Raw genomic sequence first — 16,540 nt, forward strand, 5'->3', positions numbered from 1 at the left:
TCTTCATCTATCCAAATAGTTTTATTGGATGGTTGCGACAAATCAATTTCAGCTGATTGGTGGAATTCCTCTGCAAACATAGTTTTATTAAATTCTGCAGTTGGATCAATAGAAGTAACTATACTTTCCAATTCGGAAATATCTACTCTGAAAAATTCTTTGCGAAGATTTACTTTATTGAGCCTTTTCTCATTTAAAATATCATGGAGTTGCTTTTCGAGTCCAACAGCATCTTGAGAAAAGATAAAACTATGTACATCAAATTTAAATGGAACACTTGCGCTGCCAAGCTCGTTAACACGATCCTGAGGGTCTAAACGACGAGTCATTCCGATTTTGAATACATCCTTTCCAAAAGCTCCTAAATTACTGATTATATATACATTTCCTGCTTTACCGTTCTGCAAAGTAGTAATTTCATCTTTTTTGACAATTACATTAGAAAGTTGTTGCTGTAATTCAAGAATTCGGGCACGTAATTTTTGCGTTTCGGTATCGGAAGAGGACTGGTTAAGAGAATCTTGAAGTTTTTCAATTTCAATTTTATATTTAGTTTCTTCTTTTTCAATTTTCTTTCGCTCTGTTTCAAGAGCTTTTCTTTCCTCGGCTTCCTGTCTCATTTGTTCTTTTAAAGCAAGTTGTTCTTGACGAGCCTGTTCTTTCTTTGTGTAGTAAGAGTATTCTATTTTAACAGTATTGATAAAAAGATATTCCATTTCACCAATAAACTTCGTGAGAGTGCTGGCAATACTCTGATTTCCTTCTGCAGCAATCTTAAGATATTTTGCACAGATGGTTTTAATGTCTTCAATAGATTTTTCTAATTTATCGTATTTCAGATTATACAAAACATTTTGCAGTTCAGCTCTAAGAGCGATAACAACAAGAGAATATATAGATTTATTTGCTTTAGTAGTATAACGAGACTTGTAAAGATCCATCAACTGATCTATTTGTTTCTCATTTTCTTTATATGCCTTACGAAGCTCTTTAACATCTAAAGAATGAAAACATAATGATATCGAGGGAGTGAGCGCTTCCAAATCCTTTTTATCATGGGGATTTAGGCGACAGTTGCTGTACTGAATATCAGATATGAGAAAATTATCAAGTACATATTCAATGCTCTTATACAGTTCTTTGTAGCGATTAATTTTAGATGTCTGTGTATTTAACTGCTTACTGACTTTTTGAGAACGTTCAGTAAGGGAAGAAAGTTCTTCGTGCTGCTTAGATATAAGCGCATTATTATCAACAATTTCTTGGGTCATAGAATCCAAGCGAGCTTTTACTTGAAAATATTCATCAGCATGCAATTCTTGTAACTGCTGTTTTAAAGAATTATTTTCGGCCTTAATTTTGCCAACTCTGAATATATCGAATAATCCCACAATATTTATCCTCCGTTTCTAAATGGTTTATAAATTATTTCGAAATGCGTAATTCAATCAATTTCTGGTGATTCCCCGTCATTCGAGGCATCTGTTCAAACGAGAATGTTTGGTTGCTGTTACCAGTAAGGGCACTTTTTGAAGACATTATTGAATGCAATGATAATTAAATAAACAGGGATTCTTCAAAAAATCTGCTTGTATAGGAATTAGGGCATCTTACCCATCCAAGAAATATCAGCATCCTCAGCCCGGATATATATATAGGCACTGCCGCCAGAATATTTAATTTTATTTACAGTACATACTTCGTAAGCATCTGTTGTATAGATAATATTTCCGTTAGGGGCGTTCTTTATATTCAATGATTTTGCACATTTCCACATATTTTGTCCACCAAGAAGGGGATTGTATGATTTGGAATAAGTGACAGGATATGTAGTTTTGGAAAGCTTCAGAGAGCTTCCGGAAAGTTTATAAGTTATGGTATATTGAATAGAACCGACTCCTCCTGGCATTGACTGCATACGGATTTGAATGTAATTTGCACCAACTTTTTGAGTAAAACTATTATGGCGAGCATTGAAAGCACCTTTACGATGCGACATTAAATTGACAGCAGATACAAGTTTTCCAGATTTATAAGTCAATAATTTGTCGTAATCAATGTGATCATTATCAATGTCTTGGCATTTTAGCTTCAAAAAATGTTTATTTCCATTGAGAGTATAAAGATCTGCATTTACAAGATATATGTTTTGGGCGTTTAAACTAAAACTTTTTTTGCCATTCACCTCAATGTTCAGATAAGATTCCGACTTGAAATTTATTCGAATTTTATCAGCTTTGCCATCACCGGTGATGTCATATTTAGAGTATGCTACATTTGGCCGAATGGAAATGTTACTTTTTTGAGCTGCTTTAACAGTTAGCGGCATAGATATGGTGCTGATTGTAATTAGGGCAACTGTAAAATATTTTAATAATGTCTTTTTCATGTGAAAAACCTCCTGTATTCAAGAACTCATTCGCAGTTCTATGAGCTTTTGGTGATATCCAGTCATTCTAGACATCTGTTCAATAGTAAAATCTCTATATTCTTCCAATAGCGAATCTGGTAATAACAGCTCCGTTCTTTAATCTGCTGATGAAATCATATGTATCACCGCAAATGGTTCAAAATAAATAACATAATTATCAACAACAGCGTATACACCGTATTTAGAATGATAACACTGTATAGCCTCTTTTAAATATTCTTCCGTAGCGTTCAGATATTCAGCCATCTCATAAAGATTCCCACATCCTGCTTCATAAGCGCTGATCAGACCGGTAAGTCCAATCTTTAGATTATACCCATAAAGCCGAGCTCGATATTCCTGCTTTCGGCTTTCTACCTTATTCTGGTCTAAAATGTTTCCGGAGCTGGTGCGATAATGCCCGATTTCTTCGGCAAGCACACAGGATTTTTCTGCTTGTGTTTCTATATCCTTTCGGATTGCTATGCGACTGCCCGGATCAGGCCATCATGTTCAGTAAGAGGTTGTTCTTTAACAAGTAACCCTTCTTGATCGGCAGCAGTCAGTAATTGTTCGTAATTCAATTGGGATCACCCCTTTAGCGATTAAAATAAAACGGTTCTCTCTAAGCTGTTTGCTTGTAGTCAACAACTGCAATTTCAGTCAGCATACCTTTAACTTTTTGAATAATTTCTTCAATTCGTTCAAGTGTTTCACCATTTAAGTATTCTTCCCCACATTGAGAACACTTTTCACAAGGAACATTCTTGATAATGATATAGCATCCCTGATAATCAGTCATGTAAGTTGTTGTAGAAGATTCAATATTACCTTTGCAGTAAAAACAAGTCATTATGCATTCTCCTTTCTGGTTTTGAAATCAGATTCCCATTTATCAAAACTGGGGAAATAAGCTGTTATAAGGAACAAATCCGATTCGTGATTTCCGATGACTACATGAAGATATTTATCTTCGATGCTCATCCCCAGAATTAAACAACTGGGGTAAGGATAATCATCTGGATATTGTTCGATGATTTCTCCATTCATAATACAGGCTATTACATCTTTTAAGAATATCCTACGCTGTTCCAGCCTTTTAGCTGCGTGGAGTGTAATACGAATGTTTTTAGGTATACATAGTTTACGCAATTCCAATATATCTAATGCCATATCATTCCTCCCATTTTGAATCATCATTCATAATATCCAAATCATGCTGAACACCTTCGGGTGTTTGCTCAACATCCGTCCGGGCATGAGCTGCAAGAAGATCTTCTTCCATCTGCTGGGCGGAGAGAAGGTTCTTAGAGTAGGCGAGAACCTTTCTCTGGTTATGAGGAGACAACTGATTGCAGATTTCTATGATTTCCTTGCACTGAGCAGAGACGGAAGAGTTCTGAACAGATTCTGCTTTATAGGGAGTTCTTTCCATAGGAACGTCAAAACCCATAAGCCATGCTTCACTTACGTTCAATGCATTTCCTAGAATAAAAAGCTTTTCTTGGTTAGGCTCTGTTTTTCCAGAACAGTATTGACTTATATCTGACTTATTCATTTTTACATTATACTTTTGACAATATGGAACAGTCAGATTAAGAATATCAATTTGCCGAAGTCCTCGCATATTCATTATTGTTTTTAAACGAATTGCAGTGTTTTCTTTCTTCATAATGTTCTCCTTTTCGTAATTGAAATATAACACATATTATACAAAAGTTCAATAATAAAAACCTAAAAGTTAAAAAAATTGAATTTTGTGTTGGCAGAAAATGGACGACGTGATATTACACAGATAATTCAAAAGCTTGAACCGGAAAGGAGGTATCAAGTTGGCATTCGATTATAACAAGCTACGAGGAAGAATCGTGGAGATTTTTAACACTCAGTCGAACTTCGCAAGTGCAATGGGATGGTCGGAGCGCATATTGTCACTAAAGATGAATGGAATGTGTTCATGGAAGCAGATAGATATTTGTAAAGCAATACAGTTGTTGAAACTTACTATTGAGGACATTCCGATCGTATGTACTCAGGTAGGTCACTACTCTGTACTTACAGGATAAGAGCATATGAGAGGAGAGTCAACGAAAGTCGTTCGACAAACTGCTTAAATTTGTATAAACAGTAACTCATACATATCATTTCCCATACCATAAAGAAGAGGTGAGGAAGATGTCAGAATTAAAACTGGTAACAAGAAATATCCGTATTAATGGAATTCAGCATAAAGCCAGTGATATGTCAGAAGAAGAAATCAAATGCCTGCTCATCCAGAGACAGGATATAATTCTTCTGAACATGAATTACGAAAGAAAAGCCGCCGGTTAAGGCGGAGAAAGGAGGAACATATTAAGGTTGCGAATCATAGAATAGAAGACCTGGAAAGAAAAGGAGAATGATTATGGAACAGATCACAAACTATGTAAAACCGGAACTCATCGTAGTAGCTATTGCCTTATATTTCGTAGGAATGGCACTCAAACAGGCACAGGCAGTAAAGGATAAGTACATCCCGCTTATCCTTGGCGGAATCAGCATTGCAATCTGCGCGATCTATGTGTTTGCCACCTGCACCTGCGGTACCGGACAGGATATTGCAATGGCAATTTTTACAGCGATTACACAGGGAATACTGATTGCCGGTCTTTCTACATACGTGAACCAGATTGTAAAACAGGCAAATAAAGACGAATAAGGGATGAGAAACCATCCCTTTTCTCTCTATGAAAGGAGACGGACATGGAAATAAGAGGAATTGATGTATCTGCCTGGCAAGGGAAAATTGACTGGAAAACAGTTGCTGATTACGGCATGGGGTTCGCAATCCTGCGGATTACAGAAGCGGGAAACGTGATAGATAGCTACTTTGAGCAGAACTTCTCTGAATGCCGGAAATACAATATCCCGGTTGGGGCATATAAGTATTCCTATGCTATGACAGTTGCAGAGATACAGAGCGAAGCCAGAAAAGTAGTGGAAGTTTTGAACGGGCAAAAACTGCGGTATCCGGTCTGGCTGGATCTGGAATGGAATAATCAGAGAAGCCTTGGAGCTGAACAGATCCATAAATTGGCAGAAGCATTCGAAAAGATTATCACGGCAGCGGGATATAAATTTGGTATTTATTGCAATGTGGATTGGTACCTGAATGTAATTTGTAGCCATCTGAAAAAATATGATTTCTGGATCGCACGTTATCCGGCATCAGATAACGGCACCTTACAGGAACGACTCCGGCCGGACTTTGGTGTGGGCTGGCAGTATTCCAGCAAAGCGAAGATACCAGGCATCAGCGGAACTGTAGATAGAAATATATTTTACAAAGATTATAACGAAGCAAAAGATATAAAAAAGGAAAACACAGTCATGACAAAGAGTGAAGCTATCAACGTAGTTCTGGGAATTGCAGAAGAAGAGATCGGGTACCTGGAAAAGAAAAATAACAGCCAGCTTGACAGCAAGACTGGAAATGCCGGATCAGCAAACTATACAAAATATTGGAGAGATATAAAACCATCCTATCAGGGGCAGCCCTGGTGCGCAGCGTTTATCTCCTGGTGTTTCATGAAAGCTTTTGGTCTGGATAATGCAAAGAAACTCTTAAAACACTGGCCGTATGTATACTGCCCAACCTTAGGCGTCTTATTTGTAAAAAATGCCAATCCAAAAGTTGGAGATATTGTTATCTTTAAATACGGAAGGTACCTTTACCCACACCGGTTTTGTAACAAAAGTAACCGGAGACAGGTTCTGGACGATTGAGGGAAATACTTCCGGAGCATCCGGTATCGTGGCAAATGGTGGCGGGGTGTGCCAGAAGAGCTATTACAACAGTAATCTTCCGGGGACAAAATTTTGTACACCGGACTATTCAATTGTTTTATCTGCAGATAAAGATGAAACAGACAAGACAACAAACCCAGAAGGAGGCGGCTACATGTTTAACCCAGAGACAGTAAAAGCAGGAGACAAAAATACATCTGTGCTTCTCTTACAGGAAATTTTAAGAGCCAGAGGCTTTAAAGGCAAAAACGGCAAAGCCCTGAAACTTACATGGACAGCAGATGCAAACACGATTTACGCTCTGAAAGCTTATCAGGAATCCAGAAAAGAAGTTCTGGAAGTGGATGGTATTTGCGGATCTGCTACTTGGAAAGATTTAATTGCGATTTAAAGTAAATATAAATAAAAAAAGAGTATGGGTACAATGAGTACCCTTACCCATAAGATATTGTACCAACTTCATTACTTCTTATATATTATAGGGTATTACACTATGGGCCACCGTACTGGCTCATGATATACTGTGCAATTTTGGCATTGGGTTGTGTGATATTGATCGGATATTGAAGCCTTTTTTCATAATTCCACATAAATTATCTGCACGCTCCTTCCTTTTCCCATGGGAATGGCTGTTCCATCCATTTCCAGATGGATTCTCCGGTCTGATCTGTAATGTCGATAATCAGGGGACCATATGCTTCGGCGTATTCTTTTAATAGCTTTTTTCGTTCCTGCACAAGTTCGTGACAGTAAGTCAGAGCCTTTTCATCACAGGGATGTGTGTCAAGGTACAGAGTCATATCATTGACTGCGAAACTGACCTGATCGATACGGTTTAATAACTGTTTTTGGGAGCAATCTGTTTTCATCTTCGAATACCTCTCTTTCCACAAAATGGTTTGCATAACTGTGGGAAAATGGTTCCTACATTTAATGCATACTGCAGTGGGAAATTCTCTGTAAACTTCTGGCAGGGAACATATGCCATTGCAGGTTCCAGATACTGAAGATGCGAAAACATTTTATGTTTTTTTTCTTTGACACCCGGTATAGTACAGCTACAGTCTGTCGTGTTTCTGACAGAGCATTCGGAACTGTTCATATTTCTATTTGAAGGCTGAGGCATATTCATACCGCAGGTACGGTTATAAGGGCGGTTGCCGGAACATCCCATCCGATAATTTTCCATATATAATTCCCTTCTCTGAAAACTGTTTACATTATATTTTATGTCATGCTCATAAAACCGTGCTCATACAAGGCGAAATTTCATTGCCATAGTGAAGATTCGTTACTGTTCACATACCACTATCCCGCGAGGTGTTTTGGCATGAATATGCCAAAATCCCGAGACATACAAGCCAAAATTCCATTGCCGCAGGCAATCTGGAATGAATTTTGGCTAAGTTACTGTGAACGGAGTGAACAGTAACGAAGATTCATATCGTCTGACAGACAGATTCCTTTTTACTTTAGAATATGCTATTATATATAGGAAATATTTGCTGCCTGCCAAGTGTCAGCATCCAAAGAAAGTCGGGAGGTACATAAAGATGAAACTTACAATATTGGGAACCGGAAATGCAAAGGTGACGAAATGCTATAACACCTGTTTTGCGCTAAATGAAGATAAAGAATATTTTATGATAGACGGAGGTGGCGGAAACACAATTCTGAAGCAGCTGGAGGACGCAGGAATCAGCTGGAAAGAAATCAGAACTATATTTGTGACACATAAACACATCGATCATCTGCTTGGAATCATCTGGATGCTTCGTATGTATTGTCAGGGAATGGCAAGAGGACAGTTTGGCGGTGAAGTGACTATCTATGGACATGATGAAGTGATCAGCCTGCTGAAACAGATGGCAGAGATGCTTCTCACACCAAAGGAAACGAAATTTATCGGAGACAAAGTCCATCTGGAAGAAGTAAAGGACGGAGAAGATAGAACGATTCTGGGACACAGGGTGACATTTTTTGATATTCTGTCTACAAAGGCAAAACAGTTTGGGTTCTGCATGGAGTATGCAGAGGGAAAGAAGCTGACCTGTTGTGGAGATGAGCCATATAATGAATGTGAACAGAAATATGCCAAAAACAGCACATGGCTTCTTCATGAAGCATTCTGTCTGTTCTCCCAGGCAGATAAATTCAAACCATATGAGAAACATCATTCTACCGTAAAGGATGCCTGTGAGCTGGCACAGAAACTGGAAGCAGAGAATCTGATTCTGTATCATACAGAGGATAAAAATATTTCCAGACGAAAGGAGCTCTACACAGAAGAAGGCAGACAGTATTATAAAGGAAATCTCTGGATTCCTGATGATCTGGAAATCTACAAATTATAAAAAGACAAACCTCCGGAGGCTTGCCTTTTTTACAGCAATCTTTTTAAATGTATCATTTATGAGGGTTGCATAGTGATTATGCTGTATGGTCCACATGTGTTTTGGTGTCGGAAGACAAAATTTCACATGTAGTATGATCCTGTGAAAAAGTTTCCATAATTCCTGAAATAGTCCTGTGCAGATAAGGACGGTACTCAGCCAGAGACACAGGCTGCTGATACAGAATGCAGCTGTAGCAGGTGGAACCTACCAGCTCAATGATCGTAAAGAGCATCAGTTCCGGATTTTTATAATGTAGTCCGCTTTGAGCAAGCATATCCAGATAGGACTGATAAAAATTATATTCGTCGTCAGGCATTTTTTCCTCAAAAGCACCCTTGAAGACACCCCAGGCAAGATTCTTTGAAATAAACAGCAGGAGAGTACGGTCTTTATTCAACTCAGTAAGAATGTAATCTATAATAAAATGTACCTGCCTGTCAAATTCGCTGATATGTGCATTCTGCACAGCCTCATGGGCCCGGAAAAACAATTCTCCGGTCTTGTGGGAAACCAGTTTATTCCGGATATCATATTTATCCTTAAAATAGAGGTAAAAAGTCCCCTTGGCAACCCCGGCCTGATCTACAATATCTGAAATTGTAGTTTTGGTAAGTCCCTTCGTCGTAAAAAGTTCAAAGGCAGTGTTGAAAAGAGCATCTTTTTTCTTCTTTTTATTCAGCTCCAGTTTTCCCATTTCAGATTCATTCCTTCCTCTACTGTATACATAACATTTTAACCGAATCAGGTAAGTCCCGCTGCGGAGTTTGCGAAAAGCAATAAGCGTCTTACTGTTCACAGCAACATAAGCTTACTTTGTAATTATATTGTGATCATATATAATTACTATTTTAAACAAAAATGACTGAAAGTCAATATTACATTTTTGTTCTGGAAAAATTTAGACAAATTGTGAAGAATGATTATTGACTGAAAGTCATTTTTGTTATATAACATTCCATGAAATAAAAAATGACTGTTAGTCATAGAATGATCAAACAGTATCAATAATAAAGAAAGAAGAGGAGAAAAAGATGATTAAGGTAGGAAAGTGGATTGCAAAACACAAGATACTGATCATTATCATCGGAATTGCATTGCTGATCCCTTCATATCTCGGTATGGCGGCGACCAGAATCAACTACGATGTACTGAGTTATCTGCCGGATACCCTTGAGACAGTTGATGGACAGGACATTATGGTAGATCAGTTTGGGATGGGAGCCTTTTCCATGATAGTGGTGGAGGATATGGAACTGAAGGATGTAGCTGCTCTGAAAGAGAAAATCGAAGCAGTTGATCACGTGAAAAAAGTACTGTGGTATGACAGTGTCCTGGATGTTTCCGTTCCTGTAGAAATGCTTCCGAAGGATTTGAGAGAGGCATTTTTTAACGGAGATGCAACTATGATGATCGCGTTGTTTGATAATACAACATCATCAGAAACTTCCATGGAAGCTGTGACGCAGATTCGTAAGATTACTTCAAAGAATTGTTTTGTCAGTGGAATGACAGGCATTGTTACTGATATCAAACAGATCGCACTTAAGGAAATGCCGATTTACGTTGTGATTGCTTCCTGCCTTTCTCTGATAGTGTTGCTCCTTGCAATGGATTCTCTGGTAGTTCCGGTTTTGTTTTTGCTCTGCATTGGTGTTGCAGTCTTGTATAATCTTGGAAGTAATATTTTTCTTGGTCAGATTTCATACATCACTCAGGCACTGACAGCAGTCCTGCAGCTTGGTGTTACCATGGATTATTCCATTTTCCTGCTGAACAGTTATGAGGAGAATAAGAAGCGGTTTGAGGGTGATAAAGAGAGGGCTATGGCACATGCCATCAATGCAACCTTCAAATCTGTAATCGGAAGTTCTATTACAACAGTAGCCGGATTTATCGCACTTTGCTTTATGACCTTCTCACTTGGACGTGATATGGGTATCGTAATGGCCAAGGGAGTTGTTATCGGTGTTCTGTGTTGTGTTACTTTGCTCCCTGCTCTGGTGCTTACTTTTGACGGAGCCATTGAAAAAACAACACATAAGCCGCTGCTTCCAAGCTTTGATAAGGCATCTGCTTTTATTACAAAGCATTATAAAGTATGGCTGATCATTTTTCTGGTAATGCTTTTCCCGGCAATTCATGGAAATAACAATCTGAAGAATTACTACAATATTGACAAGTCACTTCCTTCCACGCTGGACAGTAATGTGGCAAATGCCAAACTTCAGGAAACCTTTGATATGAATAATGTTCATATGGTGTTATTAAAGAAAGGTCTGACATCAAAAGAAAAAACAGAAATGCTTGACCAGATCAAGGATGTTGATGGTGTAAAATGGGCACTTGGAATGGACTCTTTCGTAGGTGCGGCATTCCCGGATACCATGATCCCAAGTAATCTGAAGAAGATGCTGGAAAGCGATGAGTACGAGATGGAATTTATCTGCTCCAAATATAAAACAGCCACAGACGAGGTAAACAATCAGATTGATGAGATCCAGAAGATTGTAAAAGGATACAGTCCGGAATCTATGGTAATCGGAGAAGCACCTCTGACCAAGGATCTTCAGGATGTTACGGATGTGGATTTAAAGACTGTAAATACTATCTCTATCCTGGCAATTTTCATTATTATCATGGTTGTGTTTAAATCCATTTCGCTTCCGTTTATTCTGGTTGCAGTTATTGAGTTTGCGATTTTTGTCAATATGTCCGTTCCTTATTATCAGGGAAAGGAAGTGGTGTTCGTAGCAAGCATTGTTATCGGTTGTATCCAGCTGGGAGCTACTGTTGACTATGCAATCCTTATGACCAGCAGATACCAGAAAGAACGTGGTCTTGGAAAGAGTAAGAAAGAATCCATTGCCATCGCACATAAAACTTCCATGAAGTCAATTGTGATTAGTGGCTGCAGCTTCTTTGCGGCAACTTTCGGAGTTGGTCTTTATACACAGGTAGATATGATTGGAAGTATCACAAACCTGCTTTCACGTGGAGCTGTGATCAGTACACTGGTGGTATTGTTTATACTTCCGGCTATGTTTATGATATTTGATTCTCTCATCTGCCACACATCTATTGGATTTGCCAAGAAGAAACCGGCAAAAGAGAAGAAACAGTGATTCAGGATTTTTAAAAAGAAGCTTATTGTAAAGAGATAGAATAAAGGAGTAAGTTATTATGAACAGAAACAGAAAGAAAGCAGCTGCAGCAACGCTTGCAGCAGGAATGGCTGTAGTTCTCGGAGCAGGTACTGTAATGGCAGCTGCTTCAACAGGTGATAATGGATTGCAGAAAGAAGAAACCGTTTATGTAAATACAACTGCCGGAGGAGAAGTAACGGATGTCACAGTATCTGACTGGCTGAAAAATTCCGGAGACAGTTCCAATTCTGAGGTGAAAGATGCCTCTGATCTTCAGGATATAAAAAACGTAAAAGGTGATGAAACATTTACTCAGAACGGAAATGATCTGACCTGGAGTACTGATGGAAAGGATATTTATTATCAGGGAAAGACAGAGAAAAATCTCCCGGTTTCCGTAGGAATTAAATATTATATGGATGGAACTGAGGTTTCTCCGGAAGCTCTGGCAGGAAAGACAGGACATCTGAAAATGGAAGTGACATATGCAAATACTTCTAAAACAACCAAAACAGTGAATGGCAAAAAGACTGATATTTATTCACCCTTTGTTATGGTGACAGGAATGATCCTTTCTACAGATAATTTCTCCAATATTACAGTAGATAACGGTAAGGTTATTTCTGACGGAAGCAGAAATGTTGTTGTCGGTTTTGGTATGCCGGGAATGAAAGAAAGTCTGGATATGTCTTCTGATATTGCAGATGAAGTGAATATCCCTGAAGGATTTACAGTGGAAGCAGATGTTACAGACTGTGAGATGAATTCTACATTTACCGTAGCACTTACAGATATTTTCAAAGATATTGATCTGGATGATGTGGATGGACTGGATGAGCTGAAGGATTCAATGAAAGATCTGACGGATGCAGCAGTAAAACTGGTAGACGGAACCAAAGATCTTTATGATGGAACTAATAAACTCAATGACAAATATAAAGAATTTTATGATGGAATCGGAACTCTGAAAAGTGGTGTCAGTGATCTGAATGACGGAGCAAAAGAACTGGATGACGGAGCAAAGGAATTAAGCAGCGGAGCACAGACACTGAATACAGGGGCACAGACTTTAAACAGTGGTGTTTCCTCTTATACAGCAGGGGCAGACACACTTTCAGATGGAATCAAACAATATACAGCAGGAGTAGATACGCTGGACAGCAAGATGGCGGACTATGAGGCAGGGATGAAATCTCTTTCCGATGGTGTAAATGCATATGTTGCAGGCGGCAATCAGCTTGCAGGCGGTGTGCAGAGCTATGTAACAGGAACAACTACTCTGACAGACGGAATGCAGCAGTATATTGCAGGAGTTAATCAGCTTGCAGGCGGTGTGGGTCAGTATGCTGGTGGTATCAAGAGCTTAGTGAATGGAATTGGTCAGGTTGTTCCGGGAATTGATACTGCTGTAAATGGAATCCAGACTGCTGTAGAAAAAATGACAGCTCTTTCATCTAAAATCGATGCAAATCAGATTGCTAATTTCAGTGACAGCATGACGGCTTATACAACAGGCGTTTCTGATTACACTTCTGCAGTTGGCCAGTATATTGAAAGTGTAGAACAGCTTGCATCAGGACTGAGCCAGCTTGAGAGCTCACTTGAAAACATGGGAGCTTCCACAGCTTCAGAAATAGAAGAAAGTGCAAATGCAATGTCCGGACAGTTAAATGACAGTGCTGAAACCATGAACAGTCAGGCAGATGCAATTGAATCCTGGATCAGTGATTCCGCAGAGGCTTCTGTAGATGCATCTTCTGTAGATGCAGGAGTTGCAGCAGTCAGCAGTCAGCTGGAAGCAGCAGAATCTGCTTTGTATAATATTGATACCAGCAATATGGATGATGAAACAGCAGCTGCTGTAGAAGCTGCGATTGATGGTGCGTTAGGTTCTATTCAGGCAGCTGAGGACAGTGCATCTAATATTGATACATCCACAATTACAGCCTCCGCACCTGATACGTCAGCATTACAGTCAGCAGCAGACGCTTTAAGGGCATCTGCGTCCAGTGCAGAATCAACAGCAGATGCACAGGAAGAGGCAGTCAACAGCAGTATTGAACAGATGAAACAGCAATTACAGGCATTAACTCAGGGAATGAAGACAGTGCAGGAAACTGTATCACAGTTAAATGCAGGTGCAAAAGAGCTTACTTCTAATGATGGCACATTAAAAGCAAGTGGAACCCAGCTTGCTCAGTCAGGAACCCAGATTGCTACAGTAGTAAATCAGATGAGTACATTATTTACCGGACTTGGACAGCAGCTTCCGGAAATGCTGCAGGGAATCGATCAGCTGAAAGCAGGCTCTGATCAGCTGACTACTGCAAATAAATCTCTCCAGAGTGGATATGAAAGCCTTGCAAAAGCAAGCACAGAACAGATGATTTCCGGCGCAGATACACTGCTTAGTTCCGGAAAGACACTGACAGATGGAATTGCACAGCTTCAGGGCGAAAATAATGTTAATGCACAGACACTGTTAAAAGGAGCCAAGACTCTTAAGAGCGCAAGAAAGAGCCTGACCAGTGGTATGTCTCAGATCAATTCTGCAACAGGTCAGATTACAAGTGGCGTGGAAACGCTGGCATCTAACAGTGGAACACTGTACAGCGGAGCAGATGAGCTTTCTTCGAACAGTTCTACATTAAACAGCGGAGCATCTAAGCTTGCATCAGGAACCCAGACACTTGTATCCGGAGCACAGACCCTTGCATCAGGAACAGGCAGCCTTGTATCCGGCACTCAGACGTTAATGGATGGTGCAGATAAGCTTTCTGATGGCAGTGATCAGCTTAAAGATGGTATCAGCGATCTGAATGACGGAGCAAAAGAACTGAACAAAGGACAGAAGAAATTCTATAAAGAAGGTATTAAGAAACTGGATGATACAGTAAACGGAGAGTGCTTCAGGATATTCTTGACAGATTTGAGGTAATCCAGTCTGACGATGTAATGTACACAACATTCACGGACAGAATCCGGCGATATGGACGGAAATGTTAAATTTATTTTCGAATCTGACCCGATTGAAATCAGTGATGATGAGAAATAGATATCATAAACCTGAGACATACAGAATAAGGGAAAGATGGACAGAATTTATGCTAATCGCATAAATTTCGCGCGGTGTGTCTCGGGTTTGGCTGTGACCTTCGCTCACAAAAACACCTCCGGGATATTACCAGTGAATAAACTAAAATGGGGCAGATGCAATCAGGCAACTGCCCCATTGCTTATGAAAAAGCTTTCTGTTATAATAAAAAAGTCAGATGGGAATTTTAAGAAAACAAGAAAGCATCAGGTGATTAAATGGAAAATACAAAATCACAAAAAAAGTGGTCTTCAACAGCATCTTCCAAAGAGCAGGGCGCGTCGAAAAACAAAAACAGATTATTATGATTACAGTCTGGTAGCAGTTATTGTACTGCTGACCTGTTTTGGGCTTATCATGCTGTACAGTACAAGCTCCTATATCGGCTTTTCAGATGAATTTACGGAAGCGACATGTATTTTTTTAAAAAACAGGCCATCATCAGCGTGGCATGTATTATGGTGGCACTGATCATTTCCAGGCTCAATTATCGGATACTGAACCGTTTTAGCACAGCTTTGTATGTAGCGGCACTGGTGTTGATGGCACTGGTAAAAACACCGCTGGGGCAGTCTTTCTGCATGGTGCCCAGAGATGGCTGAATCTTGGACCGGTTCAGTTCCAGCCGGCAGAGCTTGCCAAGATAGCAGTTATTGTCTTGCCTCCCATATATGATCGTGCATATGGGAAAGAAAGTCCATACCTTAAAGGGCTGTATGGTTCTTGCTGTTGTGGGAGGCGGACTGGCACTGGCTGCATATGTATTTACGGACAATCTGAGTACAGCAATTATTATTTTCTGTATTACTGCAGGACTGATTTTTGTGGCTCACCCGGATATCAAGATTTTTATTATTATTGCAGGTGTTGTTATTGCGCTGGCAGTGATCGGAGTCATTTTTCTGAATGCAACAGTGAGTGTTGATGGAAGTGGAAGCTTTCGTCTGAGACGAATCATGGTATGGCTTCATCCGGAAGAATATGCGGACAGTTGGGGGTATCAGACAATTCAGGCATTGTATGCGATTGGCTCGGGAGGATTTTTTGGCAGAGGACTTGGAAACAGTATTCAGAAGCTGGGAAGTGTACCTGAGGCACAGAATGACATGATTTTTTCAATTATCTGTGAAGAACTGGGGATTTTTGGAGGTCTTATCGTGCTGATGCTTTATGCATATCTGTTATACAGGCTGTTTGTTATTGCACAGAATGCACCGGATATGTTTGGCTCACTTATGGTCAGTGGGATTTTTATTCACATAGCATTGCAGGTTATTCTTAATATTGCGGTTGTTGTAAACCTTATGCCGAATACAGGTGTCACTCTTCCGTTTATCAGTTATGGAGGTACGTCGATCGTATTCCTTATGGCAGAGATGGGACTTGCGCTGAGTGTGGCAAGGCAGATTAAATTTGAGGAATAAAAAATGTAATAAAATAGTGCTTGACAAACAGGAGGGAAGAATATATACTTTGAACATCAAAGTAATCAATCCCGATAAAACCAAATCTGAATAAATGAGACGTATTTACTGGTCTGACGGATGATAAGGTTGAAAACAAGAAAAAGCAGAATCATCATCTGCTTAACAAAAATAATAAAAAACAAGTGATAACCGGAGCAGGAAAAAAGAGAAACATTCCGGGGCTTGAATTAAAGGAGAAGAGAAAATTATGTTAGAAAAAATGAGTGAAATGATTGCAGAGCAGT

At 39.5% G+C, this 16,540-nt stretch carries 17 protein-coding genes and 2 pseudogenes; 9 read left to right on the plus strand and 10 right to left on the minus strand.

The genetic code is table 11. The features are described from left to right. From AC075J_RS13785 to AC075J_RS13810, 6 genes are all read right to left on the minus strand, one after another. The coding region (locus AC075J_RS13785) for a GIY-YIG nuclease family protein (RefSeq protein WP_476390433.1) at positions 1–1,391 on the minus strand (1,391 nt) is incomplete at its 3' end. 209 nt (positions 1,392–1,600) lie between these two features. Then, entirely contained in the window at positions 1,601–2,389 is a 789-nt protein-coding gene (locus AC075J_RS13790; RefSeq protein WP_476390434.1) for a hypothetical protein, read from the minus strand. 138 nt (positions 2,390–2,527) lie between these two features. Then, the gene (locus AC075J_RS13795; RefSeq protein WP_330380921.1) at positions 2,528–2,851 is read right to left on the minus strand and encodes a hypothetical protein; all 324 of its coding nucleotides are present in this window, start codon (positions 2,849–2,851) and stop codon (positions 2,528–2,530) included. Between the two features lie 184 nt (positions 2,852–3,035). Further along, positions 3,036–3,263: a type II toxin-antitoxin system MqsA family antitoxin gene (locus AC075J_RS13800; protein WP_008704146.1), complete on the minus strand. Its 228-nt coding sequence runs from the start codon at positions 3,261–3,263 to the stop codon at positions 3,036–3,038. Beyond that, entirely contained in the window at positions 3,263–3,583 is a 321-nt protein-coding gene (locus tag AC075J_RS13805; protein WP_008704144.1) for a DUF4258 domain-containing protein, read from the minus strand. The genes AC075J_RS13800 and AC075J_RS13805 overlap by 1 nt, the downstream gene beginning before the upstream one ends. A 1-nt stretch (position 3,584) precedes the next feature. Continuing rightward, entirely contained in the window at positions 3,585–4,082 is a 498-nt protein-coding gene (locus tag AC075J_RS13810) for a helix-turn-helix domain-containing protein (protein ID WP_055199930.1), read from the minus strand. Positions 4,083–4,242: 160 nt separating this feature from the next. Between AC075J_RS13810 and AC075J_RS13815 the strand changes: the two genes are divergently transcribed. The 5 genes from AC075J_RS13815 to AC075J_RS13835 all read left to right on the plus strand — a co-directional run bounded on the left by AC075J_RS13815 (position 4,243) and on the right by AC075J_RS13835 (position 6,587). Continuing rightward, complete coding sequence (locus AC075J_RS13815; RefSeq protein WP_055199931.1) at positions 4,243–4,476, plus strand: DUF739 family protein; 234 nt, start codon at positions 4,243–4,245, stop codon at positions 4,474–4,476. 109 nt (positions 4,477–4,585) lie between these two features. Then, entirely contained in the window at positions 4,586–4,741 is a 156-nt protein-coding gene (locus tag AC075J_RS13820) for a hypothetical protein (RefSeq protein ID WP_020994078.1), read from the plus strand. Between the two features lie 73 nt (positions 4,742–4,814). Next, positions 4,815–5,108 carry a phage holin family protein gene (locus AC075J_RS13825; RefSeq protein ID WP_020994077.1) on the plus strand — a complete coding sequence of 98 codons (294 nt, stop codon included), beginning with the start codon at positions 4,815–4,817 and terminating at the stop codon, positions 5,106–5,108. 44 nt (positions 5,109–5,152) lie between these two features. Further along, on the plus strand, positions 5,153–6,175 hold the full coding sequence (locus AC075J_RS13830; protein ID WP_476390435.1) for a glycoside hydrolase family 25 protein: 1,023 nt from the start codon (positions 5,153–5,155) through the stop codon (positions 6,173–6,175). A gap of 28 nt (positions 6,176–6,203) precedes the next feature. Continuing rightward, positions 6,204–6,587, plus strand: a complete 384-nt coding sequence (locus AC075J_RS13835) for a peptidoglycan-binding domain-containing protein (protein WP_476390436.1) — start codon at positions 6,204–6,206, stop codon at positions 6,585–6,587. Between the two features lie 103 nt (positions 6,588–6,690). Here AC075J_RS13835 and AC075J_RS13840 read toward each other — a convergent pair. The 3 genes and pseudogenes from AC075J_RS13840 to AC075J_RS13850 form a co-directional block, all read right to left on the minus strand. After that, positions 6,691–6,786: pseudogene (locus AC075J_RS13840) on the minus strand (manganese catalase family protein); the annotation flags it as partial. Between the two features lie 3 nt (positions 6,787–6,789). Next, positions 6,790–7,065 carry a spore coat protein CotJB gene (locus tag AC075J_RS13845; protein WP_008704137.1) on the minus strand — a complete coding sequence of 92 codons (276 nt, stop codon included), beginning with the start codon at positions 7,063–7,065 and terminating at the stop codon, positions 6,790–6,792. Beyond that, a complete protein-coding gene (locus tag AC075J_RS13850; RefSeq protein ID WP_020994075.1) occupies positions 7,062–7,385 on the minus strand; it encodes a spore coat associated protein CotJA in 324 nt (107 codons plus the stop codon). Before AC075J_RS13850 ends, AC075J_RS13845 begins: the two co-directional genes overlap by 4 nt. 364 nt (positions 7,386–7,749) lie before the next feature. Here AC075J_RS13850 and AC075J_RS13855 point away from each other — a divergent pair, with 364 nt between their 5' ends. After that, positions 7,750–8,550, plus strand: a complete 801-nt coding sequence (locus AC075J_RS13855) for an MBL fold metallo-hydrolase (protein WP_008704134.1) — start codon at positions 7,750–7,752, stop codon at positions 8,548–8,550. Positions 8,551–8,626: 76 nt separating this feature from the next. Here the strand turns inward: AC075J_RS13855 and AC075J_RS13860 are convergent, their stop codons facing one another. Further along, positions 8,627–9,286 carry a TetR/AcrR family transcriptional regulator gene (locus tag AC075J_RS13860; protein ID WP_055059533.1) on the minus strand — a complete coding sequence of 220 codons (660 nt, stop codon included), beginning with the start codon at positions 9,284–9,286 and terminating at the stop codon, positions 8,627–8,629. A gap of 337 nt (positions 9,287–9,623) precedes the next feature. Between AC075J_RS13860 and AC075J_RS13865 the strand changes: the two genes are divergently transcribed. The 3 genes and pseudogenes from AC075J_RS13865 (at position 9,624) to AC075J_RS13875 (ending at position 16,253) form a co-directional block, all read left to right on the plus strand. Next, a complete protein-coding gene (locus AC075J_RS13865) occupies positions 9,624–11,714 on the plus strand; it encodes an efflux RND transporter permease subunit (protein WP_022381013.1) in 2,091 nt (696 codons plus the stop codon). A 58-nt stretch (positions 11,715–11,772) separates the two neighbouring features. Beyond that, positions 11,773–14,673 carry a phage tail tape measure protein gene (locus AC075J_RS13870; RefSeq protein ID WP_476390437.1) on the plus strand — a complete coding sequence of 967 codons (2,901 nt, stop codon included), beginning with the start codon at positions 11,773–11,775 and terminating at the stop codon, positions 14,671–14,673. 374 nt (positions 14,674–15,047) lie between these two features. Beyond that, positions 15,048–16,253: pseudogene (locus AC075J_RS13875) on the plus strand (FtsW/RodA/SpoVE family cell cycle protein). Positions 16,254–16,540: the final 287 nt, after the last annotated feature.

The organism is Blautia sp. ZXY-1-C6 (genome assembly GCF_056339875.1).

Excerpts from the sequence above, each read along its gene's own strand:
- AC075J_RS13790 (WP_476390434.1), bottom strand. The coding sequence starts at position 2,389 with ATGAAAAAGACATTATTAAAATATTTTACAGTTGCCCTAATTACAATC.
- AC075J_RS13800 (WP_008704146.1), bottom strand. The coding sequence starts at position 3,263 with ATGACTTGTTTTTACTGCAAAGGTAATATTGAATCTTCTACAACAACT.
- AC075J_RS13805 (WP_008704144.1), bottom strand. The coding sequence starts at position 3,583 with ATGGCATTAGATATATTGGAATTGCGTAAACTATGTATACCTAAAAAC.
- AC075J_RS13810 (WP_055199930.1), bottom strand. The coding sequence starts at position 4,082 with ATGAAGAAAGAAAACACTGCAATTCGTTTAAAAACAATAATGAATATG.
- AC075J_RS13820 (WP_020994078.1), top strand. The coding sequence starts at position 4,586 with ATGTCAGAATTAAAACTGGTAACAAGAAATATCCGTATTAATGGAATT.
- AC075J_RS13825 (WP_020994077.1), top strand. The coding sequence starts at position 4,815 with ATGGAACAGATCACAAACTATGTAAAACCGGAACTCATCGTAGTAGCT.
- AC075J_RS13830 (WP_476390435.1), top strand. The coding sequence starts at position 5,153 with ATGGAAATAAGAGGAATTGATGTATCTGCCTGGCAAGGGAAAATTGAC.
- AC075J_RS13845 (WP_008704137.1), bottom strand. The coding sequence starts at position 7,065 with ATGAAAACAGATTGCTCCCAAAAACAGTTATTAAACCGTATCGATCAG.
- AC075J_RS13850 (WP_020994075.1), bottom strand. The coding sequence starts at position 7,385 with ATGGAAAATTATCGGATGGGATGTTCCGGCAACCGCCCTTATAACCGT.
- AC075J_RS13855 (WP_008704134.1), top strand. The coding sequence starts at position 7,750 with ATGAAACTTACAATATTGGGAACCGGAAATGCAAAGGTGACGAAATGC.
- AC075J_RS13860 (WP_055059533.1), bottom strand. The coding sequence starts at position 9,286 with ATGGGAAAACTGGAGCTGAATAAAAAGAAGAAAAAAGATGCTCTTTTC.
- AC075J_RS13865 (WP_022381013.1), top strand. The coding sequence starts at position 9,624 with ATGATTAAGGTAGGAAAGTGGATTGCAAAACACAAGATACTGATCATT.
- AC075J_RS13870 (WP_476390437.1), top strand. The coding sequence starts at position 11,773 with ATGAACAGAAACAGAAAGAAAGCAGCTGCAGCAACGCTTGCAGCAGGA.